A 25,926-nucleotide genomic window follows, 5' to 3' on the forward strand; every position below is an offset into this window, starting at 1 on the left:
GTGGTACGACCGAGGGGACCACCCTGTCGGATGGTCCCCTCGGTGACGCCGGCTCAACCGCGACGGACGGCCCGGAGTCGTCCTTCGACGACCGGAGCCGCCCCTCGACGATCAGTGGAAGCTGTCGCCGCAGGCGCAGCTGCCCTGTGCGTTGGGGTTGTCGATGGTGAATCCCTGCTTCTGGATGGTGTCCTCGAAGTCGATGGCTGCGCCGTCGAGGTAAGGGACGCTCATCTTGTCGACGATGACCTCGACGCCGTCGAAGTCGACGGTGGCGTCCCCGTCGAGCATGCGCTCGTCGAAGTAGAGCTGGTAGATGAGCCCCGAGCAGCCACCGGGCTGGACGGCCACGCGAAGGCGGAGGTCGTCGCGCCCCTCTTGCGTGAGCAGGCTCTTCACCTTGTCCGCGGCGGTGGACGTGATCGTCACGCCGTGCGCCTTCGCGTCGACGGGAGCGGTTGCGATGTCGGTCATGGTGCCTCCTTCGGGCCGGGTCGAGTGCGGGGCACTCGTCGTCGACCAGTGTAAGCAGCCGTGGGCCGGTTTTGTTCCGGACCCGCGCCTCCCCCGCTCGACAACGGTGCCGAGGAGGCGCGGGTCGTGCCGGTCAGCCCCTCGCGTCGAGGCGCGCCAACAGGATCGCCTCGCTGAGGACGGCCCGGTGGAGGACTCCGAGGTGCTGGGACTCATTCGGGCTGTGCGCTCGGGTGTCGGGGTCCTCGACGCCGGTCACGAGGATCTGGGCTTCGGGGAACGTGCGCACGAGGTCGGCGATGAACGGGATCGACCCGCCGATGCCCGTCTGGACCGGGGCCTCGCCCCACCCCTCGGTCATCGCGACGGTCGCGTCGGCGATCGCCGTGCCCGTGGTGTCCACCAGGAAGGGGTCACCCCGGTCGACGTCGTCGATCTGGACGTGGGCGCCGAACGGTGCGTGCGCACGCAGGTGCGCGTCCAGGGCGGCGTAGGCGTCCTCGGCGGTCTGCCCGGGAGCGATGCGGGCGCTGATGCGGACGGACACCTCGGGACTCAGGGTGTTCGACGCGTTGGCGACCGACGGGGCGTCGATGCCCGTCACGGTGATCGACGGTTGCGACCACACCCGGCTCAGGATCGGACCCCGACCGATGGGGGTCACCCCCTCGAGCAGGCCGCTCTCGTCGCGCAGCTGCTGCTCGCTCTGCTCCGGGTGGTCGGCCTCGCGGCTCGTCAGCCCGGCGACGGCGACGCTGCCGTCGTCGTCGTGCAGGGTCGCGAGGAGCTTGACCATGGCCAGCATGGCGTCGGGGACGGCGCCGCCGAGCATGCCGGAGTGGGAGGCGTGGGCCAAGGTGCGGACGGTCAGGCGGAAGGTCACGTTGCCGCGCAGGCCCACGGTGATGGCGGGGACGGTCGTGCTCCAGTTGTCGGAGTCGGCCACGACGATGACGTCGGCACGGAGCTCGTCTTCGTGCTGCACGAGGAAGTCGGCGAAGGAGCGGGAACCGAACTCCTCCTCGCCCTCGATGAACAACGAGACGCCGACACCGAGGTCGTCTCCGAGCACCTCGTGCACCGCGCGCAGCGCCGCGACGTGCGTCATCACGCCGGCCTTGTCGTCGGACGCCCCACGCCCGTACAGCCGGTCGCCCTTCACGGTCGGTTCGAACGGAGGGGTGTCCCAGTCGGCGTCGTCGCCCTGCGGCTGCACGTCGTGGTGGGCGTACAGGAGGACGGTCGGCTTGCCCTCGCGGGCCGGGCGTCGAGCGAGTACGGCGGGCTGGCCGAGGGGGCCGCCCTCGCCGATCGGCGCCCTGCTCACGGTCACCTCGTCGAAGAGGCCCGTCCCCTCGACCAGGGCGGCCACGGCCTCGGCACTACGTCTCACGTGCTCGGGGTCGAAGGCGTCCCACGAGACGGAAGGGATGCGCACGAGGGCACCCAGGTCGGCGATCGTCGCGGGTAGACCCGCGTGCACGGCCTCCGCGAGTTCGCTGACAGTACGGGGATCGGTCGGTCGGACGGGATGCTGCGAGTCGCTCATGCAGGTAATCTTAGGAACTCGGACAACCCTGAGGATCTCCTGTGGCCAAGCCAGACAGCAAGACGACCGAGACGACCACCGTCGCCGAGCCCGAGTCGACCGCGGTCGGCAAGGGTCGCCCGACGCCCACGCGACGCGAGCGCGAAGCCGCCAACCAGAGGCCCCTGGTGGCCTCGGGCAAAGAAGCCCAGAAGGCCCAGCGTGCCCGTCTCGCCGAACAGCGTGACCGCGCCCGCGTCGGCTTGGCGAACGGCGAGGAGCGCTTCCTGCCCGACCGCGACAAGGGGCCGCAGCGCCGCTTCATCCGCGACCACGTCGACGCCCGCTACAGCGTCGGCGAGGCCATGATCCCCATCATGGTCGTCGTCATCGCGATGACGCTCGTGCAGTCTGCGGCCATCCAGTCCATCACCCTGCTCGTGCTGTGGGGATTCTTCGCCCTCGCCGTCGTCGACTGCCTGATCGTCGGCCGGAGCGTCAACCGCAAGCTCGCTGCCAAGTACGGCGCGGAGAACGTCCGGAAGGGCAACCGCTGGTACGCGGCGATGCGCGCGATGCAGCTCAAGCCCATGCGCCTGCCGAAGCCGCAGGTCAAGCGCGGCGAGTACCCGACCGCGTAGCGGACGCGGCTCCCCGTACGACGAACGGCGTCACCCCCGGTGGGTGGCGCCGTTTCGCGTTCTCGACCTCGCCGACCGCGTGGTTCGTCAGGTGGTGCGTCGGCGCCGATCCAGGGCGACGAGCCCCCGGTTGACCTGTCGGGCCCAGAGGGGCCCGCGGTAGAGGAACGCCGTGTAGCCCTGCACGAGCGTGGCCCCGGCCCGGAGCCTCGCGTCGACGTCGGCGGCGCTCGAGACCCCACCGACCGAGATGACGCACATGCCGCTCGGGACGGACTCACGGACCAACTTGAGGACCTCCAACGACCGGACGGCGAGCGGGGCACCCGACAGACCGCCGGCTCCGGCGGCCTCGACGACCGCCCCCTCGGTGGCGAGGCCTTCCCTGGACACCGTCGTGTTGGTCGCGATGACGCCCGCGAGGCCGAGCTCGGTGACGAGGGCACCGATCCGACGAACGCCGTCGTCGTCGAGGTCGGGAGCGATCTTGACCAACACCGGAGTGTGCCCGGCGGCGTCGCGCACGGCCTCGAGGAGTGGAGCGAGCCTCTCGAGCTCTTGCAACCCGCGGAGCCCCGGGGTGTTCGGCGAGCTGACGTTCACGGCGAGGTAGTCCGCCAGAGGAGCCAGGAGGCGCGTGCTGGCCAGGTAGTCGTCGATCGCGTCGTCGACGTCGACGACGCGGCTCTTCCCGATGTTGACGCCGATCACCGGCCGCGACGGAGCCGACCGAGCCCGGCTGAGTTCGAGGGCCGCCGCGTGGGCCCCGGAGTTGTTGAACCCCATGCGGTTCACGACCGCGAGGTCGGGAACGAGTCGGAAGAGACGAGGTCGTTCGTTGCCGGGCTGCGGTCGAGCGGTCACCGTCCCCACCTCGACGTGCCCGAACCCGAGAGCGCCGAGGCCGCCGATGCCCTTGGCGTCCTTGTCGAAACCGGCTGCGACACCGAACGGCGAGGGGAAGTGGAGTCCGAGCGCGTCGACCGCCAGGGACGGGGCCGGGGCCGTGAAGCGCCCGACGAGGCCGGCGAGGCCCAGCTTGGGGATCGCCTTGATGACCCGGAAGGCGAGGTGGTGGGCGTCCTCGGGGTCCAACTTCGCGAAGACGACGTCGAAGAGGACGCGGTACGGGGTCCTCACTCGTCGACCGATCGGGTGGAGAGCGGCCGGGACGCGTGCTCTTCGCGCAGTTGTCCGATCGAGGCCTCGAAGTCCTCGAGCGAGTCGAAGGCCTGGTAGACGCTCGCGAACCGGAGGTAGGCCACCTCGTCGAGGTCGCGGAGCGGAGGGAGGATGGCCAGACCGATGTCGTTCGCCTCGATCTGCGACGCACCGCTCGCCCGGACGGCCTCTTCGACCTTCTGTGCCAGCACGGCGAGATCGCCATCCGTCACCGGACGCCCTTGGCAGGCCTTGCGGACACCCGAGATGATCTTGTCGCGACTGAACGGTTCGAGGACGCCGTTGCGCTTCACGACGTTGAGGCTCGCGGTCTCGGTCGTGCTGAACCGACGACCGCAGTTGGGGCATTGCCTCCGCCGTCGGATCGACGTGCCGTCGTCGCTGGTCCGGGAGTCGACGACTCGTGAGTCGGGGTGGCGGCAGAAGGGGCAGAACATGGTGCGGCCAGATTATCGGACGGCGGGCGCGCCGTCGGACGCCAGGGCCACCCGAGCACCGGATCACGGAGGCCCCGCCCGGCTCAGGGGCGCGACAACCGGGCCGCGACGGCCTCGCCGTGGGCGGGCAACAGCTCGGCGTTCGACAACGCCACGAGCCGCTCGGCCACGGCACCCAGGGCCTCGGCGTCGTATCGGACGATCTGCTGGGGTCGGAGGAACGTGAACGCCCCGAGCCCCGACGAGAAGCGCGACTGACCACTGGTGGGCAGGACGTGGTTCGACCCGGCGAGGTAGTCACCCAGGCTGACGGGCGTGTCGGGCCCCACGAAGATCGCTCCGGCGTCGGTGATGTCGGCCAGGACCGCGTCGTCGTCACGGGTCTGGACCTCGAGGTGCTCGGGGCCGTAGGCGTTGCTGAAGGCAGCAGCCTGCCGGAGGTCGTCGACGAGGACCACCGCCGACTGCCGACCGGAGAGGGCCGTCCGGACCCGGGCGGCGCTGAGGGTGCGGGGCACGAGCCTGGTCAGTTCGGCGACGACGGCCTCGGCGAAGGGGGCGGAGTCCGTCACGAGGACGGCCGAGGCCTCCTCGTCGTGCTCGGCCTGACTGATGAGGTCGACGGCGACCAACGTGGCGTCGGCCGAGTCGTCCGCGATGACGAGGATCTCGGTCGCACCGGCCACCGAATCGATGCCGACACGACCGCGCACGAGTTGCTTCGCCGCGGCGACGAAGTTGTTGCCGGGACCGGTGATGACCTGGACCGGCTCGAGCTCGAGCTCGGGAACGCCGTAGGCGAGCGCGCCGATCGCTCCGGCACCTCCGATCGCGTAGACCTCGTCGATGCCGAGCAGGCCGGCGGCACCGAGGATGACGGGGTGGACTCCCCCGCCGTGTTCGCGCTGCGCCGGAGAGACGAGGGCGATCGACGACACCCCCGCGACCTGCGCCGGGACGACGTTCATCACCACGCTGGAGGGGTACACGGCCTTGCCGCCGGGGACGTACACGCCGGCCCGCGTGACGGGCTGCCACCGCTGCTCGATGGTCGCCCCCGCCGCCGGGCGGGTCGTGGTCGGTGCCGGGACCTGGGCGCGGCTGGCCTGGGTGACGCGCGCGATCGACTCGACCAGCGCCTCCTTGACCAGCGGGTCGAGGGCCGCGACGGCCTCGTCGATGGTCTGCGTCGTGACGCGCAGGGCATCGGGACGGACACCGTCGAAGCGCGCGGCCTGGTCCCGCAGTGCGGCCGCGCCCCGCTCGCGGACGTCGTCGACGAGTCGCCGGGCGGCGTCCGTCGCGGCGCCCACGTCGGCGTGGGACCGGGGGACGAGGTCGAGCAGCTGGGCGTGGGTCGGCGCGAGACCGCGCAGATCTGTGGTCTGGATCATGGCTCGTCCAGCCTAGTCAGTAGGGTCGGGAGCATGACGGACGACAACGCGGCTGCTCCGCGGCCCGACGACTCTCTCGAGGTGTTCAAGGAGGCCTTCCGACGACACGCCGCGGGCGTGGCCATCGTCACGGCGCGTGACGGCGAGGGCACACCGGTCGGGTTCACGGCGACGTCGCTGGCGTCGCTGGCCGCCGTGCCGCCCCTCGCGACGTTCAACATGGCCAGGACGGCGAGCTCGTGGCCCGCCGTCTCGGAGACGGACCAGGTCATCGTGCACCTGCTCGGCCTGCGCAACCGCGACCTCGCCCGCCGCATGGCGGGACCCGCCGCCGCACGCTTCGCGGGCGACCACTGGACCGACGGTCCGAACGGGATACCGCTGCTCACGGGCGTGACCGCGTGGATGACCGGGACGATCGTCGAGCGGGTGCCCGTCCACGGCAACGCCGTCGTGGTCGTGCGCATCGGAACCGGCGGGGTGGGCGAGGACGACGACGCCCTGCTGTACCACGACCGTCGGTACCTGAGACCGGTCCACCTCGAGGACTGACGCCGAACGGGTGCCGGGCGCCGGAACCGGTCGGGGCACCAGGACGCGACGGAGCACCGGCCACCTCAGACGAGGCAGCCGGGGCCCAGCAGGCTCTTCAGTTCGCCGAACAGGTCGGCCGTGACGTCGACCGGCATGGGGATCTCGAAGACCCGTGCGGCTTCGCCCTTGACGAGTCGGAGACGGACCTCTGTGCCGCCGGCGTGACGCCCGAGCACCGCTGCCAACTCGGTGACCGTGTCGTGCGTCGCCCGGTGCTCGGGCATCTGCAGGAGCAGCGGCCCGTGGTTCACGCCGACACCGAGATCGGGCATGAACATGCTCGCGGCGTGCATGTTCATGCCGTCGTCGCGGACGCTGACCCGACCCTTCAGGACGATGATCGAGTCCCCGACGAGCGACGGCCCGAATTCTTGGTAGGTCTTGCCGAGGAACATGGCGGAGATCTCGCCCCCGAAGTCCTCGACGGTGATGATCCCGTAGGGGTTGCCCGAGTTGCGTGCGACCCGGTGCTGCACGCTGGTGATGAGCCCCGCGATCGTGACCGTCTCGCCGTCGATGGTCGCGGGGTCGCTCGCCAGGATGTCGGTGACCGTCGTCTGGGCATGCTTGGCCAAGGGGAGCTCGAGGCCCGCGAGCGGGTGGTCCGAGACGTAGAGGCCCAGCATGTCGCGCTCGAAGGCCAGCTTGTCGCGCTTGGACCACTCAGGACGTTCGGGCACGTGCTGGACGTCCTGCGGCTCGTCCCACAGGGAGTCGAAGTCGAAGCCGACCTGACCGTTCGCCTCGGCCCTCTTCTCGCTGACCGCCGCCTCGACGGCGGACTCGTGGATCTCGACGAGGGCACGCCGCGTCGACCCCAGGGAGTCGAATGCGCCGGCCTTGACGAGCGACTCGACGGTGCGCTTGTTCGCCACGGGGAGCGGCACCTTGCGCAGGAAGTCGTGGAACGAGGTGAACGCCCCCTCTTTCTTGCGCGCGGCGATGACATGGTCGACGACGTTGAAGCCGACGTTGCGCACGGCACCCATGCCGAAGCGGATGTCGTCGCCGACGGCCGCGAAGAAGCCGATGGATTCGTTGACGTCGGGCGGCAGCACCTTGATGCCCATGCGGCGACACTCGTTCAGGTAGAGACCCAGCTTGTCGCGGGAGTCCCCCGTGCTGGTGAGCAGGGCGGCCATGTACTCGGCCGGGTAGTGGGCCTTGAGGTAGGCCGTCCAGTACGAGACGACGCCGTACGCCGCGGAATGCGCCTTGTTGAAGGCGTAGTCCGAGAAGGGAAGCAGGATGTCCCAGAGCATCTTGACGGCATCCGGCGAGAAGCCGTTGTCGAACATGCCCTGCTCGAACCCGGCGTACTGCTTGTCGAGCTCGGACTTCTTCTTCTTGCCCATGGCCCGCCGGAGGATGTCGGCCTGACCGAGCGAGAAGCCGGCGACCTTCTGCGCGATGGCCATGACCTGCTCTTGGTAGATGATCAGGCCGTAGCTGGTCGACAGGATCTCTTTGAGCGGCTCTTCGAGCTCGGGGTGGATCGGGGTGATGTCTTGCGCGCCGTTCTTGCGGAGCGCGTAGTTCGTGTGCGAGTTCGCGCCCATGGGCCCCGGGCGGTACAGCGCGATGACGGCCGAGATGTCTTCGAAGTTATCGGGCTTCATCAGCCGGAGGAGCCCGCGCATGGGCCCGCCGTCGAGTTGGAACACCCCGAGCGTGTCGCCGCGACCCAGCAACTCGTAGGCCCCCCGGTCGTCGAGCTCGAGGTCTTCGAGCACGAGGTCGAAACCGCGGTTCGTCTTGATGTTGTCGAGGGCGTCGTTGATGATCGTGAGGTTGCGCAGCCCCAGGAAGTCCATCTTGATCAGGCCCAGCGACTCGCAGGCCGGATAGTCGAACTGCGTGACGATCTGCCCGTCCTGCTCGCGCTTCATGATCGGGATGATGTCGATGAGCGGATCGCTGGACATGATGACGCCTGCGGCGTGCACGCCCCACTGACGTTTCAGGCCCTCGAGCCCCAACGCCGTGTCGAAGACGGTCTTGGCCTCGGGGTCGGACTCGACGACCGTCCTGATGTCGCCGGCCTCTTTGTAGCGCTCGTGCTGCTTGTCGAAGATGCCGGTGAGCGGGATGTCCTTGCCCATCACGGCGGGGGGCATGGCCTTCGTGAGCTTCTCACCCATGCCGAAGGGGAACCCGAGCACCCGTGAACTGTCTTTCAGGGCCTGCTTGGCCTTGATGGTGCCGTACGTGACGATCTGGGCGACGCGTTCGTCTCCGTACTTCTCGGTGACGTACTGGATCACCTCGCCGCGACGACGGTCGTCGAAGTCGACGTCGAAGTCGGGCATGGACACGCGATCGGGGTTGAGGAACCGCTCGAAGATCAGACCGTGGCGCAGAGGATCGAGATCGGTGATGCGCATGGCGTAGGCGGCCATCGAGCCGGCCCCCGAACCACGGCCCGGACCGACCCGGATGCCGTTCTCCTTGGACCAGTTGATGAAGTCGGCGACCACGAGGAAGTAGCCGGGGAAGCCCATGCCGGTGATGACGCCGATCTCGTATTCGGCCTGCTTGCGCACGTCGTCCGGGATGCCCGCGGGATAGCGGTACACGAGCCCCTTCTCGACCTCTTTGATGAACCAGGTCTCTTCGGTCTCGCCCTCGGGCACCGGGTAACGCGGCATGTAGTTGGCCGAGGTGTTGAACTGCACGTCGCAGCGCTCGGCGATGAGGAGCGTGTTGTCGCAGGCCTCGGGGTGGTCGCGGAAGAGATGCCGCATCTGCTGGGCGGACTTGAGGTAGAACTCGTCGGCGTCGAACTTGAACCGGTTGGGGTCGTTCAGCGTCGAGCCGGACTGGACGCAGAGGAGAGCCGCGTGGCTGGTCGCGTCGTGCTCGTGCGTGTAGTGGAGGTCGTTCGTCGCGACGAGGGGCAGGTCGAGGTCTTTCGCTAGGCGCAACAGGTCGCCCATGATCTGCCGCTCGATGCCGAGCCCGTGGTCCATGATCTCGGCGAAGTAGTTCTCACGGCCGAAGATGTCGCGGAAGTCGGAGGCCGCCTTGAGTGCTTCGTCGTACTGGCCGAGCCGCAGGCGGGTCTGGACCTCGCCGCTCGGGCAGCCGGTCGTCGCGATGAGGCCCTCGGAGTACTGCGAGAGCAGCTCGCGGTCCATGCGCGGCTTGAAGTAGTAGCCCTCGAGGGAGGCCCGGGACGAGAGCCGGAACAGGTTGTGCATGCCCGTGGTGTTCTCGGACAACAGCGTCATGTGGGTGTAGGCACCGGAGCCCGACACGTCGTCGCGTCCACCGTCACCCCAGCGCACGCGAGTCTTGTCGCCCCGGTGCGTGCCCGGCGTGATGTAGGCCTCGGTGCCGATGATGGGTTTGACGCCCGCCTCGGTCGCCGTCTTCCAGAAGTCGTACGCACCGAACACGTTGCCGTGGTCGGTGACCGCCACCGCAGGCATGCCCTGTGCCGCGGCCTCGGTGACCAACGGTTTGACCCGGGCGGCGCCGTCGAGCATCGAGTACTCGCTGTGCACGTGCAGATGGACGAATGAGTCTTTGCTCGAGGCCACGGGGCTCCTCGTCTGGTGGTGGATCTGGCGACTAGGGGAACAGCCTAACCGTGACGGAGGACGTCGAGGGCGTGCTGCAGGTCGGTGGGGTAGGTCGAGCGGTAGACCACCGGCTCACCCGTGCCGGGGTGCCGGAAACCGAGCTGCACGGCGTGCAGCCACTGCCGCGTGAGACCGAGGGTCGCCGACAGCGTCGGGTCGGCGCCGTAGGTCGCGTCACCGACGCACGGGTGTCGCTGGGCGGCCATGTGGACGCGGATCTGGTGGGTCCGACCCGTCTCGAGGTGGATCTCGAGCAGCGACGCCGACGGGAACGCCTCGACGGTCTCGTAGTGGGTGACCGACGGCTTGCCGTCGACGACCACGGCGAACTTCCAGTCGGACGACGGATGCCGCCCGATGGGTGCGTCGATCGTCCCGGTCAACGGGTCGGGGTGGCCCTGGACGACCGCGTTGTAGATCTTCTCGACGGTGCGTTCGCGGAAGGCCTGTTTGAGCAGGGTGTAGGCCCGCTCGGTCTTGGCGACGACCATGAGGCCGCTCGTTCCGACGTCGAGGCGGTGCACGATGCCGGCACGCTCGGACGCCCCCGAGGTCGACACGGTGAAGCCCGCGGCGGCGAGTCCGCCGAGCACCGTCGGTCCCGTCCAGCCCACCGACGGGTGTGCTGCGACTCCGACCGGCTTGTCGACGACAACGATCTCGTCGTCGTCGTGGACGACCGCCATGCCGGGCACCTCGACGGCGACCACGGCCGGTGCCTCACGCGGTGACCATGTGACGTCGAGCCACGCACCGGCCTCGAGCCGGTCCGATTTGCCGACCGTGCGCCCGTCGACCGTCACCCCGCCCGAGGCGGCGACCTCGGCCGCGAAGGTCCGGCTGAAGCCGAGAAGCTTGGCCAGGGCGGCGTCGACACGTTCGCCGGCGAGCCCGTCGGGGACCGGGAGGGCGCGGGTCTCGCTCACGAGGCGCTCCGGTGATCGGCAGGAGGCGTCGTGTCGACGGGACCGCTGGGCTCGTCACCGGACGTGCCCGGGTCGCCGACGGCCGTGGAGCCGGCCACCTGAGGGTCGCCGTCGCGACCGTCGCCCGCCGGTCGAGCCGCCTTGCCGGCGCTCGGCGTGCGCGTGCCGTCGAGCCCGATGCCCAGCAGCGTGAGCAGGAGGAGCAATCCCATGCTGGACACGATGAAGACGTCGGCGACGTTGAAGATGGCCGGCAGCAGGGAGGGGAAGTAGATGAAGTCGACCACGTGCCCCTGGCCGAACGACGGCTCTCGGAGCAGGCGGTCCGTCAGGTTGCCGAGGGTGCCGCCGAGCAGCATGCCCAGCATGATCGACCAGGCCAGCGATCGGATGCGTCGGGCCACGACCAGGATCGCGACGGCGACGCCGGCGGCGGCGATCGAGAAGATCCACGTCGACCCGCTCGCGAACGAGAAGGCGGCACCGGGGTTCTTGACGAAGTGCAACTGGAAGAACTCGCCGACGACGTCGACGGAACCTCCTTCGACGAGAGTCCGGGTGACCAGCAGTTTGGTGCCCTGGTCGAGGCCGTAGGCCACGACAGCGACGAAGGCCAGCGTCGCGAGAACGCGGACGCTGGCCTTCGTGGCGGGCTTGTCGCTCGACAAGTCCTTAGTTCGAGCCGAAGCCCTGGGCGCTGGCCGGAGTGGGCCGACCGGCCTCGCCCGTGCCCTCGCCGTCGAGCTCGTGCAGCTGACCCTCGATGTAGCTCTTGAGCTTGGAGCGGTAGTCACGCTCGAACGAGCGCAGGTCGTCGATGCGACGCTCGACGCTCGACCGCTCGGTGTTGAGGCGGTCGAGGATCTCGCGCTGCTGGGTCTCGGCGGCACCGATGATGTCGCGGGACTTCGTCTCGGCCTCGGCGACGACCTCACGCTGGCGGGCCTCGCCCTCGGACACCAGACGAGCCGCGGTCGCGTGGCCTTCGGCGATGAGCTGGTCGCGCTTCTCGACGCCCTCGCGGACGTGTTCTTCGTGCAGACGGCGAGCGAGCTGCAGCAGGCTGTTGGTGCTGCTGGTCTCGTCGGCCTCGGACACCGCGGGGGCGGAGTAGGCCGGAGCGGACGCGACGGCGGCGGGGGCCGCGACGACGGGCTCGGACTCGACCACCGGCTCGGGCTCGACGGCCTCGGGGGCCGACGCGGGAGCCGGTGCCGACGCAGGAGCCGGCGCGCTGGCCACCGGAGCCGAGACGGGAGCGGCCTGCGCCACGGGAGCGGAGTCGCCGGACGAGAGGCGCTGACGCAGCTCGTCGTTCTCCTGGTTGAGACGTCGCAGCTCGGCGACGACCTCGTCGAGGAAGTCGTCGACCTCGTCTTGGTCGTATCCCTCGCGGAACTTCGTCGGCTGGAACCGCTTGTTGACTACGTCTTCCGGCGTCAAAGCCATTGCCGTCACCTCGTGCATCTGTTGGATCGTGTGATCGTGGTCTGGGTCGTTCTTCTACACCGTAGAGGAGCGGGGCCCGGTCGGGCCGGGATCGTGCCGTTCGGGCGCTGCAGTGAGCCTACCCTGTCGTCCACGGACGACGTGGTCAGCCGAAGGTGCGGAGCCCGGAGGCGACGCTCATCAGGATGATGACGGCCAGCATGATGATGCTCCAGCCGAAGTCGAGCGCGACCGATCCGAGGCGCACGGGGGGCAGGATCTTCCGCACGCGGCGGATGGGCGGGTCGGTCACCGTGTAGGCCACTTCGGCGATGACGAGCACCGGCCCCTTGGGGCGCCACCCGCGGCTGAACGACTGCGCGAGGTCGAGCACGAAGCGGGCCCACATGAGCAGGAAGAAGATCAGCAACGCGTAGTACGCGATCGTGGCGATCAGGTAAGTGATCATCGGGGGGTCATCAGCTCACACGAGTCGGCGCGAGGAGACTCGCGGACGGGCAGGTCGTCACGTCGACGCAGAGGAGCCGCGACGACGGACTCGTCACGACTGGGCGAAGAACGACGCTTCGATGTCGGATTCTACCTCAGCCTGATCACCGCTCACCGCGATGTGCGCCGGCGACAACAGGAAGACCTTGTTGGTCACGCGCTCGATCTTGCCGTACAACCCCTGCGAGAGACCGCTGGCGAAGTCGACCAGACGACGGGCGTCCGCCTCGGTCATCTGCGACAGGTTGATGATCACCGGGATGCCGTCACGGAAGCTCTCGGCGATCGCCTGGGCGTCCTTGTACTCGCGGGGGTGGACCGTCAGGATCTCGTTCATGTCGTGGGGCACCGTGTTCTTCGGGGTCGAGGAGCGACGCAGCGGCGTCACGGGGGCGCGGGTGGGCGCGGGGGCGGCGGGAGCCGAGTGGACCGGGGCGACGGGAGCCGGAGCCTGGGCGGCCGCCTGCGGTCGCGGCGACTGCTGGGGCTGCGCTCGTTCGTGAGGCTGCTCGTCGTACTCGAGCTCTTCGTCGGCGAGGCCCAGATAGACCATCGTCTTGCGCAGCGGGTTGGCCATGGTGTTCCTCCGAGTCAGTGGATCGTCAGGACCGACATTAACGAGCATCGGGGCGAGAACCCGTGATTGCCGTGCCGATCCGTAGGTGTGTCGCGCCCTCGGCGACAGCCTCGACGAAGTCGGGAGACATGCCGGCCGAGATGGCGACGGCCGTGGTCTCGAGGGACCGCACCCTCTCGGAGACCGCACGGAGGCGCGCGAAGGCCGGACGCGCCTCCTCACCCAGGGGGGCCACGGCCATGACGCCGCGCAGTCGCAGCCCCGGGGTCGAGAGCACCCGCTCGGCGAGCCGCTCGACCTCGTGCTCGGCCACTCCCCCGCGGCCGGGTTCGTCGGTCAGGTTGACCTGGACGAATCCGTCGACGAGGGACCCGGAGTCGTCCGAGAGCGCATCGACGACCGAGTCACGGTCGAGCGAGTGGACGGCGTTCGCGTAGCGCCGGGCCTGGCGCGCCTTCTTCGACTGCAACTGGCCCACGAAGTGCCACCGGAGTCCGTCGAGGTCGTCCAATTCGACGGCCTTGGTCTGCGCCTCTTGGTGACGGTTCTCGCCGACGTCGCGGACCCCGAGGGCGTACAACGCCCTGATGAGGCCGGGCGGATGGAATTTCGTGACGACGATCGTCGTGAGCTCGCCCGGAGAGCGTCCCACAGCGGTGCAGGCGTCGTCGACGGCCGCGGCGACCCGGGCGAGACGCTCGCCCAGGTCGCCGTCGACACTCGTCGGATCGGTCACTCGTCGTTACTTGAGGAAGTCCGGGACGTCGAGGTCGTCATCACCGTCGTCGAAGGCCGGGTCGACGGCCTGGGTCGCGGGCTCTTCGGGCCGCTTCCACGCCGCGGGCTCGTGCGTCGCACCGCTGTCGGCGATGGCCGAGACGCCGGCGACCGAGGTCGCCGTGGGGCCGTCGGAGTCGACGAAGCTCGACCGGCGATCCTTCACCTTCGTCGAGGGCTCACCACCGTCGAACCCCGCCGCGATGACCGTCACGCGGACCTCGTCACCGAGGGTGTCGTCGATCACGGCACCGAAGATGATGTTGGCCTCGGCGTGGACGGCCTCCTGCACCAGGCGCGCCGCGTCGTTGATCTCGAAGATGCCCAGGTTGGAACCGCCCTGGATGGACAGCAACACCCCGTGTGCGCCGTCGATGCTCGCCTCGAGGAGCGGGGACGCCACGGCCAGCTCGGCCGCCTTGATGGCGCGGTCCGCGCCCCGCGACGATCCGATGCCCATGAGGGCCGAACCGGCGCCCTGCATGACCGACTTGACGTCGGCGAAGTCGAGGTTGATGAGACCGGGCGTGGTGATCAGGTCGGTGATGCCCTGGACACCGGCGAGGAGCACCTGGTCGGCCGTGCCGAAGGCCTCCACCATGCTGATGCCGCGTTCGCTGATCTCGAGCAGGCGGTCGTTGGGGACGACGATGAGGGTGTCGACCTCGTCCTTCAGGGCGGCCACGCCGGCCTCGGCCTGGGCCTGACGGCGCTTGCCCTCGAAGCCGAAGGGCTTGGTGACCACACCGATGGTCAGTGCGCCGATCGACTTCGCGATGCGGGCGACGACCGGGGCCCCGCCCGTGCCGGTGCCGCCGCCCTCGCCTGCCGTGACGAAGACCATGTCGGCACCCGCGAGGGCTTCCTCGATCTCTTCGGCGTGGTCCTCCGCCGCGCGGCGTCCGACCTCGGGGTCGGCACCGGCGCCGAGGCCCCGGGTGAGTTCGCGACCGACGTCGAGCTTGACGTCGGCATCGCTCAACAGCAGCGCCTGGGCGTCCGTGTTGATGGCGATGAACTCCACGCCGCGGAGCCCGAGTTCGATCATGCGGTTGACGGCGTTGACGCCACCGCCGCCGACACCGACGACCTTGATCACGGCTAGGTAGTTATGGTTCGTTGTCACGTCCGGGCCTCCGCTTGAACCTTAACTCTGCAGTTGAAGGTTAAAGTTGTACATGGTATGCAAGTTCTGCAGTCACAAGGTATGGGTGTGCCGCAGGCGCTGTCGCCAGGGTGGCCAGCGTGTCGCGAACACACCCTCTCATCTCGTCCTGATGATCCCGTTGTCGGGCGCGGACACGTCGTACTCGACGCTCGCGCCCGGGTCGCGCCGGGCCTGGTCGGCGATGAGTCCGGTGAGCACCTGGGCCTTCTTCGCCGACTCGTCGGCGCTGCCCCACACGACCCGCTCACCCGAGGTGAGTTGCAGGGTCACGTCGTCGGCCGTCGACGCCGTCACGGTGTCGACGGTCGAACGCAACGTGACCGGCAAGGCCAGCAGCACCTCGGCCACCGAACGGTACGCGGGGCCGTCGAGGGCTGCTCCCCCGACGTCGACCAGGGGTACTCCCTCTTGCCGGGCGTCGAGCGTCTGGACCACGACGCCGGCCGGATCGACGAGGTCGAACCCCTCCCCCGCGGCGACCGTGGCGACGGGCTGCCGCTCCTGGATGCGCACGACGAGCGTGTGGGGCGGAGCGGTCTCGGTCACGTAGCTGGCGATCAGGGGGAACGCCCCGAGCTCGCGGGTGACCTCGTCGAAATCGATGAGGGCGAGGGGCGTGCCGAGCTGCCCGTCGAGGGCGGTCTGCACGGCCGCGGCGTCGACGCGGTCCGTCCCCTCGACACGGATGGTCTGCAACGACAGGAGCGGCGTGAACACGGCGACCGCGACGGACGCGACGAGGAGGAGCACGACGGCCCCGAGCGACACCAGGGTCGCCCGACGGTGTCGGCTGCGACGCGTGAAGCGACGGACCTCGACGCGCTCGACGCGCCTCCGTTCGCTCGATGCCCGACGCGCCTGCCGGCGTGCCGCGACGGCTCGTGCCTTGGCCTCGGCGGCCGTGCCGTCGGGTGCCACGATGCGCGGAGGCTCGGAGCCCCGAGGTGCGACCCGCCCGGGGTGATCGCTCGCGTCGGAGGTCGAGGGCTTCGTCAGGCGGTCACGCCAGGCCGCGGGGGCTCCGGTGATCGACTCGAGGCGGCCCTTGAGCGACGACGGGGACGACGGATCGGATGCGTCGGCGTCGGCCGCCCGCGAGTCACCGGCAGCACCTCGGGGAGGCCGCGAGGCACCGACGACGGGGACGGGCCCGGTGGCCTCCGGGTCCCGTCCCCGACGGCGTCGGTTGGGCGCCGCCGGAGGAGTCGGGGTGGGTTCTGGTTCGTCGAATCCGTCGGGCCGCTTCATCGGAGGGCCCCCGACACCACGGACCTGTCGTGACGAGTCACTCCGCGGAGTCCTCCGCGACGGCGACGACGGGTTCGTGGGCCGCGTCGAGTGAGCCGAGCAGTTGCGGCACGATGCGGTAGACGTCGCCACAGCCGAGCGTGATGACGAAGTCGCCCTCTCGAGCGACCTCGGCCGTCCGGTCCGCCGCGGCCTGCCAGTCGGACACGAAGTCGACGCGGTCGGGGTCGGCGAAGCGTTCGGACACCAGCGCGCCGGTGACGCCGGGCTCGGGGTCCTCGCGCGCGCCGTACACGTCGAGCACGATGGTGTGGTCCGCGAGTCGCTCGTAGGTCTCGGCGAACTCGCCGGCCATCATCCGCGTGCGGCTGTAGAGGTGGGGTTGGTGCACGGCGATGAGGCGCCCGTCGCCGACCACGGAACGCGCCGCCTGCAGCGCGGCGGCGACCTCGGTGGGGTGATGGGCGTAGTCGTCGTACACGCTGACGCCCCGCACGACGCCGTGCAGTTCGAACCGCCGCTCGGTGCCGCCGAAGGTCTCGAGACCCGCGATGGCGGCCTCCGCGTCGACGCCCAGGCCGACGAGGACCGCGAAGGCACCGGCGGCGTTGACGGCGTTGTGCCGCCCGGGCACGCGCAACTGCACGGGCCACGAACGACCCTCGGCGTGCAGGGTGAACGAGACCGGACCGGTCGTGGCGACGTCGCTCAGGCGGACGTCGGCGTCGGCGGCCTCGCCGAAGGTCACGACGCGCGGGTGGTCGAGGCGTTCGGTGACACGGACGGCACCGTCGTCGTCGCTCGAGACGACGACGAACTCCCGCGCTGCCGACGCGAACCGGACGAAGGCGTCGTCGAACGCCTCGTGCGAGCCGTAGTGGTCGAGGTGGTCGGCGTCGACGTTCGTGATCAGGGCGACCGAGGTGTCGTAGAGCAGGAACGAGCCGTCGGACTCGTCGGCCTCGACGACGAACAGGTCGTCGTCACCCCCACGGGCGCTGACGCCCAACGACTGGATGACCCCGCCGTTCACGAAGCTCGGGTCGTGCCCCGCGGCGAGCAGGGCGGTGACGATCATGCCGGTGGACGTGGTCTTCCCGTGCGCCCCGGCGACCGAGACGAGCCGCTGCTGCCCGACGAGCCAGGCGAGCGCCTGCGATCGGTGCAGGACGGGCAGTCCCTTCGACAGCGCGAGCTGGTACTCGGGGTTGTCCTGCCAGAGGGCGCCGGTCACCACGAGCGTGTCGGCGTCGCCGACGTTGGCCGCGTCGTGGCCGATCGCGATCTCGGCGCCTGCCGCCCGGAGCGACTCGACGGCCGCGCTGTCGCGGGCGTCCGACCCGGTGACACGGTGGCCGGCGGCGAGGAAGACCCGGGCGATGCCGCTCATCCCCGAACCGCCGATGCCGACGAAGTGGACGGCACCGAGTTCGGCGGGGATCGGCTGGTCGAGGTCGGGTTTGATCATGATGTCTCGCTGAGGTCGGGGTTCGGGGAGGACGAGGAGGCACGGCCCACGGCGTCGAGGACGAGGTCGACCGTGCGGTCGGTGCCGTCGCGCACCCCGACCGAGGCGGCGCGGACGGCCATGTCCGCCACGACGGCCCGGTCGAGCAGCAGGGGGACGAGCGTGCGCTCGACCCAGGCGGGCGTGAAGTCGGCGTCGGCGACGAGCAGTGCTCCCCCGGCACCGACGACGTCGGTGGCGTTGTGCCGCTGTTCGCCGTTGCCCACCGGGTACGGGACGAGCACCGAGGGCAACCCGAGCGCGGTGAGCTCGCTCACCGTGGCCGAGCCGGCCCGGGAGACGACGAAGTCCGCCGCCGAGAGCGCGAGGTCCATGCGGTCGCAGTACCGGAGGAGGTGGTGGCCGTCGAGGTCGGTCGAGGTGAGATCGGACTTCTCACCCGTGATGTGCAGGATCTGCCAGCCGGCGCCGAGCACGCCGACGGCCGCCCTCGACATCGTCTCGTTCAGCCGCCGCGCACCGGTCGAACCACCCGTGACGAGCAGGGTCGGCCGCGCCGGGTCGAGGCCGAAGGCCGCGACGGCCTCGTCGCGATGGGCCCGTCGGTCGAGGGACTCGATCTCGTCGCGCAACGGCATGCCGACCTGCCGTCCGCCCCGGAGTCGGGTGGAGCGGAAGACGACGCCGACGTGGGACGAGAGGAACGAGCCGAGGACGTTCGCCATGCCGGGTTTCGCGTTGGCCTCGTGGACGACCACGGGCACCTTCGACCGCCAGGCCGCGACGTAGGCCGGGGCGGCTGCGTAGCCGCCGAATCCGACGACGACGTCGACGTCGTGCTGTGCGAGCAAGGACCGGATGCCGTCGATCGCGCCGGCGAGTCGGCCGGGGAATCGCAGCGCCGCCGCGGAGGGCTTGCGGGGGAAGGGCAGCCGCGGCACGGTGAGCAGTTCGTACCCGCGTTGCGGGACGAGCCGTGCCTCGAGTCCCTCGGCGGTGCCGAGCACGAGGACGGTCGCGTCGGGTTCGCGCCGGCGGAGCCGATCGGCCACGGCGAGGAGGGGGTTCACGTGCCCGGCGGTGCCACCGCCGGCGAGGAGATACGTCGTCACCGCAGAGACCCTACCCGCTGACGCGGGAGCCCTTGCGGCGTCGCGGGCTCTTCGGGCACCCGGGCGAACGAGAGCACGACGCCGATGGCCACGAGCGTGACGATCAACGCCGATCCGCCGGCCGAGATGAGCGGCAAGGGGACGCCCAACACGGGCAGCAGCCCCAGGACGACCGCGATGTTGACGAGCGCCTGACCGATGATCCACGCCGTGATGGCCCCGGTCGTCACACGGACGAAGGGGTCGTTCGTCCGGCGGATGATCTTGACGAATCCGACGGCGAGGACGATGAAGAGGGCCAACACGACCATCGCTCCGATCAAGCCGAGCTCTTCGCCGATGATGGCGAAGATGAAGTCGTTGTCGGCCTCGGGCAGCCAGGACCACTTCGACTTCGAGTTGCCGAGACCGACGCCGAAGAGTCCCCCCGAGGCCAGCGCCCACGTTCCGTGCAGGGTCTGCCAGCACTCGGCCTGGTATTGGCTCGAGTCCGAGCAGCCCGACAGCCACGCGGCGATGCGTGAGTTGCGCGAACTCGACCCCTGGGCGATCAGGGGCACGACGACCGCGAGGAACGCGAGGGGCGCCAGCAGGTAGCGCAGCCGGACGCCGGCGAACCAGACGGCCGCGAAGACGAGCAGGAGCATGATCATGGTCGTCCCGAGGTCGCCACCGAGCACGACGAGGCCGATCGCGACGCCGGCCACGGGCACGAGCGGGATCGCCAGGTGCTTCCAGTCGTCGAGCAGGTCGCGCTTGACCGAGAGGATCATGCCGAGCCAGATCGCCAACGCGAGCTTGACGGCCTCGGAGGGCTGCGCCGTGAACGAGCCGAGGTCGATCCAGTTGCGGTTGCCGCCGATCTCGTAGCCGAGGGGCGAGAAGACGAGCAGTTGCAGGACGATGGTCGCCCCCAGGACGTGCCACGCCCAGCGCTTGAGGAACGACACCGGCAGCCGGGACACGATGAGCATGAGCGGGATGCCCACGGCCGCGTACGTGCCCTGTCGGATGAACGCGCCGAAGAACGACGTGTGTCGTGACGAGATGTACTGCTCGACCGAGGACGACGAGAGCACCATGACGAGCCCGAGCACGACCATGAACAACGTCGTGCCGAGGATGACGAAGTACGAGCCCGTCTCGGCGGCGAAGAGCTTCTTGACGCGGACGACGGCGCCGGCGGTGCGCTTCGAGGACCCCAGGCCGCTCGAGGCGTCCTCGGTCGGTCGGACGGGCCCGCGGCGCGTGCGGCTCGACTCAGTCGGCCGACGGCGCGGGAGGCTGGACGGCGGGTTGGCCATCGACGTCACCCCTCAAGTGTTCGTGTACGGCCTGGGCGAAGGATCGCCCTCGGGCCGTGTAGTCGGTGAACTGGTCCATGGACGCCGCCGCCGGGGCGAGGAGCACGGTGTCCCCGGGACGGGCCACGCTCGCGGCGAGGCGCACGGCCGTCGGCATCACCTGCCCAGTGTCGGTGGCGTCGACCTCGAAGACGGGGATGCCGGGCGCGTGTCGGGAGAAGGCCCGGCGGAGCGGCTCACGGTCGACGCCGACGAACACGGCCGCCCGGACGGCGTCCGTGGACTCGAGCACGAGCGGCTCGACGTCGACGCCCTTGAACAGGCCTCCGACGATCCAGACGACCGACGGGAAGGACGTCAGGGAGGCGCGCGCGGCGTGCGGGTTCGTCGCCTTGGAGTCGTCGACCCAGGTCACGCCGCCGGACTCGGCCACGACCTCGGTGCGGTGGTGGTCCACCGCGAAACCGGCGAGGGCGTCGCGGATCGAGACGGGAGCGACGCCCACCGCACGCACGAGCGCGGCGGCCGCGAGCACGTCCTCGACGAGGTGGTCGGCGCCGAGGCCGACGCCCTCGAGGGCCTCCCGGGTGGTCAGTTCGAGCGCTCGCGTGTGGCGCTCGGCGAGGAAGGCGCGGTCGGCCAGGACGGAGACCCCGTCGCCGGTCACGATGCCGACCTCGCTGGGCCCCGGGGCGTCGAGGCCGAAGCCCACGGCGCGGCAGCCCTCCTCGACGTCGGCTTCCTCGACCATGCGCAGGGTCGCCTCGTCCGCCTTGTTGTAGACGCACGCCACGACCGTGTTCTCGTACACCTTGGCCTTCGCGGCACGGTAGGCGTCCGCCCCGCCGTGCCACTCGAGGTGGTCCGCCTCGAGGTTGAGACACACGGAGGCCCGGGGCCTGAGGGCACCGGCTCCCCCGGTCGGCAGGTAGTGCAGTTGGTGGCTCGAGAGCTCGACGACGAACAGGTCGAAGCCGTCGGGGTCGCGCACCGCGTCGAGGACGGGGACGCCGATGTTGCCGCAGGCCGCCACGCGGCGACCGTCGGCGCCGGCCATCGCCGACGCCAGCTGCGTCGTCGTGGTCTTGCCGTTCGTCCCGGTGACGAGCACCCACTCGGCCACGCGCTCGACCTTGTCGCGTACGCGCCAGGCCAGCTCGACGTCACCCCACACTGCCCTCCCCGAGTCGACGGCCCAGCGGACCAGGGGGTGGTGCGGGGCGAAGCCCGGGCTGGCCACGACGAGGTGCGCGTCGAAGGCCGTGAGCGTGGCCGACGGTGTGTCGGTGGACTCGACCTCGTCGAGACGTGCCCCGATCAGCTGCAGCAGCTCGGCTTTGTCGGCGTCGACCGCGGGGGCCACGACGAGGACGTCGGCGCCCAGTTCGGCCAGGGTGTCGGCCACCGAGAAACCGGTCGCGCCGAGCCCGAGGACGGCCACGCGCAGGCCCGACCAGTCGGCGTGCCAGCTGTCGAGCCCGGCGAGCCGCTCGGCGAGGGGGGCGGTGCTGCCGTCGCTCATGAGGTGCGGAGGATCCATTCGAGGTAGAAGGTGCCGACGCCGGCGGCGACGAAGAGCCCGGCGATGATCCAGAAACGGACCACGACGGTCACCTCGGCCCAGCCCTTGAGTTCGAAGTGGTGGTGCAGGGGGCTCATCAGGAAGATCCGCTTGCCCTTCGTGATCTTGAAGTACGCCCGCTGCAGGATCACCGAGCCGGTGACCACGATGAAGAGACCACCGATCAGCACGAGCAGGAGTTCGGTGCGGCTGAGGATGGCCAGGGCGGCCAGCGCCCCGCCGAGGCCCAACGAACCGGTGTCGCCCAGGAAGATCTGTGCAGGCGAGGTGTTCCACCAGAGGAACCCGATGAGGCCTCCGCAGATGCAGGCGGCGACCACGGCCAGGTCGAGCGGGTCGGCCACCTGGTAGCAGGCCGCCCGCGTGGCCTCGTCGAGGCGCACGCTCGTGCAGAGCTGGTTGTTCTGCCAGAAGCCGATGAAGATGTACGACGCGATCGCGAGGATGGAGGCCCCCGTGGCGAGACCGTCCAGGCCGTCCGCGACGTTCACGCCGTTCGAGGTGCTGACGGTGATCAGGACGACCCAGATCAGGAACAGCCCGCCCCCGACGATGGTGCCGAAGAACATGAAGTCGAGCCAGGGGATGTCGCGCAGGCCCGAGATCATCGTCGACGCGGGGGCGAGCCCGCGATCGTTCGTGAACGAGAGTGCCAGGACGGCGAACACCGCCCCCACGACGACCTGCCCGGCGATCTTCGCCCACCCGCCGAGCCCGAGGCTGCGTTGGTTGCGCACCTTGAGGAAGTCGTCGAGGAACCCGACCACGCCGAGGCCGACCATCATGAACAGCACGAGCATGCCGCTGAGGGTGAGCTCGTCCCCGCCGACCAGGTGACCGATGAAGTAGCCGAGCACGGTGCCGATGATCAGGACGATGCCGCCCATGGTCGCCGTGCCGCGCTTGGTGTGGTGCGACTGCGGGCCGTCGTCACGGATGAACTGGCCCCACCCGAGACGGTGGAAGAGCTTGATGAACGCCGGCGTCATCAGCAGCGTGAAGGCGAGGGAGAACCCACCGCCGATCAGCAGCGCGATCATGCGGTCACCCCGGCCAGGCGGTCACCCAGGAGGCGCAGGCCGGCCGATTTGGACGACTTCACGAGGACGACGTCCCCGGCTCGCAGGGTGCCCTGCAAGAAGTCGTACGCCTCGTCGATCGTGTCGACCAGCACGCTTTCTCCGTCCCACGAGCCTTCGAGGCCCGCCGCCATGTGGATGTGTCGTGCCTCGTGGCCGACGACCACGAGTTGGCCCACGTTGAGCCGGACGACCAGGCGGCCGACGCGGTCGTGCTCGTCACGCGCGTACTCGCCGAGCTCGGCCATCTCGCCGAGCACGGCCACCGATCGGTGGTCGGGGCCGGTGATCTGGGCGAGGGTCTTCAACGCCGCGGCGACCGAGTCGGGACTCGCGTTGTAGGCGTCGTTCACGACCGTCACGCCGCCGGGGGCGTCCAGGACCTCCATGCGCCAGCGCTCGGCCCGTGTCACGCCCTCGAGGACCGTCACGGCCCGATCGAGGTCGACGCCCCATTCGCCGACGACGCTGAGGGCCGCCAAGGCGTTCATCACGTGGTGCTCGCCCAGGATGCGCAGCGACACCCGGCGGCTCGCGTCGCCGTGCTCGAAGGTGAAGGAGGTGCCCGACGACGAGACGTCGATGTCGGACGCCCGGTAGTCGGCCGAGGCACCCTGACCGAAGGTGACGATCCGTGCGGCCGTCACGGACGCCATGCCGGCGACGCGGTCGTCGTCGGCGTTGAGGACGGCCGTCCCCGTGGCGGGCAGGTCGGTCACCATCTCGGCCTTCGCCGCACGGGTGCCCTCGATGCCGCCGAAGCCGCCCGCGTGGGCGAGGCCGACCTTGAGCACGACCCCGGTGTCGGGACGGGCGATGTCGACGAGCCGGGCGATCTCGCCCGGGCCGCTCGCACCCATCTCGACGACGAGGTACTCGGTGGTCTCGTCGATGCGCAGCATCGAGATCGGGGCACCGACGTGGTTGTTGAACGACCCCTGGGGGGCGACGGTCGGCGCGACGTCGCCCAGTACCGCGCGGAGCATGTTCTTGGTGCTCGTCTTGCCGTTGGAACCCGTGACGCCGACGACCTTCAGGCGTCCGAGGCGCCGGACGAGCTCGACGACGGCGGCGGCGAGTCGGGACAGCGCGACGACCCCGTCGTCGACGACGACGAGCGGCGCGGTCGTCTCGAGTTCGCGCTCGGCGACCACGAGGGCGGCGCCGTTCGACGTGGCGGCCTCGACGAAGAGGTGCCCGTCGGTGACCTCGCCGCGCAGGGCGAAGAAGATCGACCCCGGGGTGACCAGACGCGAGTCGGTCTCGACCGTGCCGTCGACCGGGGTCGCGACCCGCGCCTCCTCGGGGTGGACCAGGCGCCCCCCGGTGATGTCGGCGATCTGGCGAGGCGTGAGCGCGATCACTCGGACCACCCGGCCTCGCGCAGGGCGGCACGGGCCTCGTCGCGAGCGGAGTACGGGGTGCGCTCACCACGGATGTCGCGGTAGTCCTGGTGGCCTGGACCGGCCCAGAGGATCGAGTCGCCTTCTCGGGCCAGGGCCACGGCCGCCCGGATGGCCGCCTCGGGCGGGCTCACCTCGTGGATCTCGTGCTCGGGGTACGCCTCGCGGGCGGCGTCGACGAGCGTCTTGCGGATGGAGGCCGGGTCTTCGAAACGGGGGTGGTGGTCGGTCACGACGAGGATGTCGGAACCGGCCGCGGCCACCCGGGCCATCTCGCCGCGTTTCGTCGTGTCGCGGTCGCCGTCCGCGCCGAACAGCATGATGACCTTGCCGGGTGTGAAGGTGCGCACCGCGGCCAGGGTGGTCAGGAACGCGTCGGGGCTGTGGCCGAAATCGACGTAGACGCTCGGGCCGGTGTCGCTGGACACCCGCTCGGTACGCCCGGGCAGGTACGCGACGATGCCGCCGTCGGCGTCGAGCGCCTGGCCGATGGCCTCGAGCTCGAAGCCCGCCTCGACCAGCATGACGATCGCCAGGGCCGCGTTCGCGACCATGTGCCACCCGATCAGCGGGACGCGCGTCACGAGCGAACGCTGCTCGGGGCCCGACAGACGGAACTCGGTGTAGGCGGCCTGCTCGTCCAGGATCTGGACCGTCCAGTCGGCCTCGACGTCGGGGAGGATCGTGATCGTCGTCAGGGGGATGCGCGCGTTGTCCACCACGCGCTGTCCGTAGGGAGAGTCGAGCGAGACCACGGCACGACGGGCACGGTCGGGCTGGAAGAGCGGCAACTTCGCCTGGAAGTACTCCTCCATGTCGGCGTAGTCGTCGAGGTGGTCGTGGCTCAGGTTCGTGAAGGCGGCGACGTCGAAGACGAGGCCGTCGACGCGGTTGCGGCTGAGTGCTTGGGCACTGACCTCGACGGCCACCGCGCGCACCTCGCTCTCGCGCATGCGGGCCAGCAGGGCGTGCATCTCGCTGGCCTCGGGGGTGGTGAGGCGGCTGACGACGGTGAGGTCGCCGATGTGGCGCTCGGCGGTGCTGCTGAGGCCGGTGACGAGGCCCAGCTGTCGCAGGACGCCTTCGAGCAGGTACGAGGTGCTGGTCTTGCCGTTGGTGCCGGTGACCGCGAGGAGGAGGGGTGCGTCGTCGCTGTCCGTGCGGTAGATCCATGCCGAGAGCTCGCCGAGGGCCGCCCGGGGCGAGTCGACGAGGACGACGGGGAGACCGCTGGACCGGGCCAGCTCGGCCCCCGCGGCGTCGGTCAGCAGCGCGACCGCGCCACCGTCACGTGCCTGGTCGGCGAACTCGGCTCCGTGCCGGTGCGCACCGGGCACGCCCACGTACAGGTCGCCGGGGTGGAGGTCCGCCGTGCTCAGCGTGATGCCGGTGATCTCGATGGCGTCGAGGGAACCCTCGTGCTCGAGTCCGAACTCGCTGACCAGTTGGGCGAGTGACCTCGCCGACGGATGTTCCGGTCGAAGGACCGGGGGGATCCGGGCGCTCAAAG

General features: G+C 70.1%; 23 protein-coding genes. 2 read left to right on the plus strand and 21 right to left on the minus strand.

Annotated features, from left to right (window positions below; all coding sequences use genetic code 11):
• Positions 1-111: 111 nt before the first annotated feature.
• Both erpA and IFT79_RS09030 read right to left on the minus strand, forming a co-directional pair.
• Positions 112-474, minus strand: a complete 363-nt coding sequence (gene erpA / locus IFT79_RS09025) for an iron-sulfur cluster insertion protein ErpA (protein WP_043594936.1) — start codon at positions 472-474, stop codon at positions 112-114.
• A 133-nt stretch (positions 475-607) separates the two neighbouring features.
• A complete protein-coding gene (locus IFT79_RS09030; RefSeq protein WP_159826702.1) occupies positions 608-2,023 on the minus strand; it encodes a dipeptidase in 1,416 nt (471 codons plus the stop codon).
• Between the two features lie 41 nt (positions 2,024-2,064).
• Here IFT79_RS09030 and IFT79_RS09035 point away from each other — a divergent pair, with 41 nt between their 5' ends.
• On the plus strand, positions 2,065-2,643 hold the full coding sequence (locus tag IFT79_RS09035) for a DUF3043 domain-containing protein (protein ID WP_056045052.1): 579 nt from the start codon (positions 2,065-2,067) through the stop codon (positions 2,641-2,643).
• Positions 2,644-2,730: 87 nt separating this feature from the next.
• Here IFT79_RS09035 and IFT79_RS09040 read toward each other — a convergent pair whose 3' ends face one another.
• The 3 genes from IFT79_RS09040 to hisD form a co-directional block, all read right to left on the minus strand.
• On the minus strand, positions 2,731-3,783 hold the full coding sequence (locus IFT79_RS09040; protein ID WP_192123689.1) for a quinone-dependent dihydroorotate dehydrogenase: 1,053 nt from the start codon (positions 3,781-3,783) through the stop codon (positions 2,731-2,733).
• Entirely contained in the window at positions 3,780-4,262 is a 483-nt protein-coding gene (gene nrdR / locus IFT79_RS09045; protein ID WP_054146163.1) for a transcriptional regulator NrdR, read from the minus strand. Before nrdR ends, IFT79_RS09040 begins: the two co-directional genes overlap by 4 nt.
• Positions 4,263-4,345: 83 nt before the next feature.
• Positions 4,346-5,656: a histidinol dehydrogenase gene (gene hisD / locus IFT79_RS09050; protein ID WP_056045050.1), complete on the minus strand. Its 1,311-nt coding sequence runs from the start codon at positions 5,654-5,656 to the stop codon at positions 4,346-4,348.
• 33 nt (positions 5,657-5,689) lie between these two features.
• On the opposite strand from hisD, the gene IFT79_RS09055 reads away from it, so the two are divergent.
• Entirely contained in the window at positions 5,690-6,208 is a 519-nt protein-coding gene (locus IFT79_RS09055; protein WP_192123690.1) for a flavin reductase family protein, read from the plus strand.
• A 65-nt stretch (positions 6,209-6,273) separates the two neighbouring features.
• On the opposite strand, the gene dnaE is transcribed toward IFT79_RS09055, so the two are convergent.
• From dnaE to IFT79_RS09135, 16 genes are all read right to left on the minus strand, one after another.
• Positions 6,274-9,738: a DNA polymerase III subunit alpha gene (gene dnaE, locus IFT79_RS09060; protein ID WP_056047386.1), complete on the minus strand. Its 3,465-nt coding sequence runs from the start codon at positions 9,736-9,738 to the stop codon at positions 6,274-6,276.
• A gap of 98 nt (positions 9,739-9,836) precedes the next feature.
• Positions 9,837-10,760 (minus strand): RluA family pseudouridine synthase, encoded by a 924-nt coding sequence (locus IFT79_RS09065; RefSeq protein ID WP_123570022.1) that lies wholly within the window; start codon positions 10,758-10,760, stop codon positions 9,837-9,839.
• Complete coding sequence (lspA, locus tag IFT79_RS09070; protein ID WP_192123691.1) at positions 10,757-11,428, minus strand: signal peptidase II; 672 nt, start codon at positions 11,426-11,428, stop codon at positions 10,757-10,759. Before lspA ends, IFT79_RS09065 begins: the two co-directional genes overlap by 4 nt.
• A 4-nt stretch (positions 11,429-11,432) precedes the next feature.
• On the minus strand, positions 11,433-12,209 hold the full coding sequence (locus tag IFT79_RS09075; RefSeq protein ID WP_056045044.1) for a DivIVA domain-containing protein: 777 nt from the start codon (positions 12,207-12,209) through the stop codon (positions 11,433-11,435).
• A 145-nt stretch (positions 12,210-12,354) separates the two neighbouring features.
• The gene (locus IFT79_RS09080) at positions 12,355-12,657 is read right to left on the minus strand and encodes a YggT family protein (RefSeq protein WP_056045042.1); all 303 of its coding nucleotides are present in this window, start codon (positions 12,655-12,657) and stop codon (positions 12,355-12,357) included.
• A gap of 93 nt (positions 12,658-12,750) precedes the next feature.
• Positions 12,751-13,275, minus strand: a complete 525-nt coding sequence (locus IFT79_RS09085) for a cell division protein SepF (RefSeq protein ID WP_123570020.1) — start codon at positions 13,273-13,275, stop codon at positions 12,751-12,753.
• A gap of 37 nt (positions 13,276-13,312) precedes the next feature.
• Positions 13,313-14,011 carry a YggS family pyridoxal phosphate-dependent enzyme gene (locus IFT79_RS09090; RefSeq protein ID WP_192123692.1) on the minus strand — a complete coding sequence of 233 codons (699 nt, stop codon included), beginning with the start codon at positions 14,009-14,011 and terminating at the stop codon, positions 13,313-13,315.
• Between the two features lie 6 nt (positions 14,012-14,017).
• Positions 14,018-15,178, minus strand: a complete 1,161-nt coding sequence (gene ftsZ / locus IFT79_RS09095; protein ID WP_043594926.1) for a cell division protein FtsZ — start codon at positions 15,176-15,178, stop codon at positions 14,018-14,020.
• Between the two features lie 138 nt (positions 15,179-15,316).
• The gene (locus IFT79_RS09100) at positions 15,317-16,138 is read right to left on the minus strand and encodes an FtsQ-type POTRA domain-containing protein (protein WP_236556990.1); all 822 of its coding nucleotides are present in this window, start codon (positions 16,136-16,138) and stop codon (positions 15,317-15,319) included.
• Between the two features lie 367 nt (positions 16,139-16,505).
• Complete coding sequence (gene murC, locus IFT79_RS09105) at positions 16,506-17,936, minus strand: UDP-N-acetylmuramate--L-alanine ligase (protein ID WP_056045036.1); 1,431 nt, start codon at positions 17,934-17,936, stop codon at positions 16,506-16,508.
• Positions 17,933-19,048: a UDP-N-acetylglucosamine--N-acetylmuramyl-(pentapeptide) pyrophosphoryl-undecaprenol N-acetylglucosamine transferase gene (locus tag IFT79_RS09110; protein WP_192123696.1), complete on the minus strand. Its 1,116-nt coding sequence runs from the start codon at positions 19,046-19,048 to the stop codon at positions 17,933-17,935. Before IFT79_RS09110 ends, murC begins: the two co-directional genes overlap by 4 nt.
• Positions 19,045-20,352, minus strand: a complete 1,308-nt coding sequence (gene ftsW, locus IFT79_RS09115; RefSeq protein ID WP_192123985.1) for a putative lipid II flippase FtsW — start codon at positions 20,350-20,352, stop codon at positions 19,045-19,047. Before ftsW ends, IFT79_RS09110 begins: the two co-directional genes overlap by 4 nt.
• The gene (gene murD / locus IFT79_RS09120; RefSeq protein WP_192123698.1) at positions 20,309-21,874 is read right to left on the minus strand and encodes a UDP-N-acetylmuramoyl-L-alanine--D-glutamate ligase; all 1,566 of its coding nucleotides are present in this window, start codon (positions 21,872-21,874) and stop codon (positions 20,309-20,311) included. The genes ftsW and murD overlap by 44 nt, the downstream gene beginning before the upstream one ends.
• Positions 21,871-22,974, minus strand: a complete 1,104-nt coding sequence (gene mraY / locus IFT79_RS09125; RefSeq protein WP_043594922.1) for a phospho-N-acetylmuramoyl-pentapeptide-transferase — start codon at positions 22,972-22,974, stop codon at positions 21,871-21,873. The genes murD and mraY overlap by 4 nt, the downstream gene beginning before the upstream one ends.
• Positions 22,971-24,377, minus strand: a complete 1,407-nt coding sequence (locus IFT79_RS09130; protein WP_192123700.1) for a UDP-N-acetylmuramoyl-tripeptide--D-alanyl-D-alanine ligase — start codon at positions 24,375-24,377, stop codon at positions 22,971-22,973. Before IFT79_RS09130 ends, mraY begins: the two co-directional genes overlap by 4 nt.
• Positions 24,374-25,924, minus strand: a complete 1,551-nt coding sequence (locus tag IFT79_RS09135; protein WP_192123702.1) for a Mur ligase family protein — start codon at positions 25,922-25,924, stop codon at positions 24,374-24,376. The genes IFT79_RS09130 and IFT79_RS09135 overlap by 4 nt, the downstream gene beginning before the upstream one ends.
• Between the last annotated feature and the right edge of the window lie 2 nt (positions 25,925-25,926).

This window comes from Frigoribacterium sp. CFBP 8759 (genome assembly GCF_014841655.1).
Classification (GTDB): Bacteria; Actinomycetota; Actinomycetes; order Actinomycetales; family Microbacteriaceae; genus Frigoribacterium.

Bases quoted from the DNA above. Each gene is read 5' to 3' on its own strand.
- erpA (WP_043594936.1), bottom strand. From the start codon at position 474: ATGACCGACATCGCAACCGCTCCCGTCGACGCGAAGGCGCACGGCGTG.
- IFT79_RS09030 (WP_159826702.1), bottom strand. From the start codon at position 2,023: ATGAGCGACTCGCAGCATCCCGTCCGACCGACCGATCCCCGTACTGTC.
- nrdR (WP_054146163.1), bottom strand. From the start codon at position 4,262: ATGTTCTGCCCCTTCTGCCGCCACCCCGACTCACGAGTCGTCGACTCC.
- hisD (WP_056045050.1), bottom strand. From the start codon at position 5,656: ATGATCCAGACCACAGATCTGCGCGGTCTCGCGCCGACCCACGCCCAG.
- IFT79_RS09055 (WP_192123690.1), top strand. From the start codon at position 5,690: ATGACGGACGACAACGCGGCTGCTCCGCGGCCCGACGACTCTCTCGAG.
- dnaE (WP_056047386.1), bottom strand. From the start codon at position 9,738: ATGCTCGACGGCGCCGCCCGGGTCAAACCGTTGGTCACCGAGGCCGCG.
- IFT79_RS09075 (WP_056045044.1), bottom strand. From the start codon at position 12,209: ATGGCTTTGACGCCGGAAGACGTAGTCAACAAGCGGTTCCAGCCGACG.
- IFT79_RS09080 (WP_056045042.1), bottom strand. From the start codon at position 12,657: ATGATCACTTACCTGATCGCCACGATCGCGTACTACGCGTTGCTGATC.
- IFT79_RS09085 (WP_123570020.1), bottom strand. From the start codon at position 13,275: ATGGCCAACCCGCTGCGCAAGACGATGGTCTATCTGGGCCTCGCCGAC.
- murC (WP_056045036.1), bottom strand. From the start codon at position 17,936: ATGATCAAACCCGACCTCGACCAGCCGATCCCCGCCGAACTCGGTGCC.
- ftsW (WP_192123985.1), bottom strand. From the start codon at position 20,352: ATGGCCAACCCGCCGTCCAGCCTCCCGCGCCGTCGGCCGACTGAGTCG.
- murD (WP_192123698.1), bottom strand. From the start codon at position 21,874: ATGAGCGACGGCAGCACCGCCCCCCTCGCCGAGCGGCTCGCCGGGCTC.
- mraY (WP_043594922.1), bottom strand. From the start codon at position 22,974: ATGATCGCGCTGCTGATCGGCGGTGGGTTCTCCCTCGCCTTCACGCTG.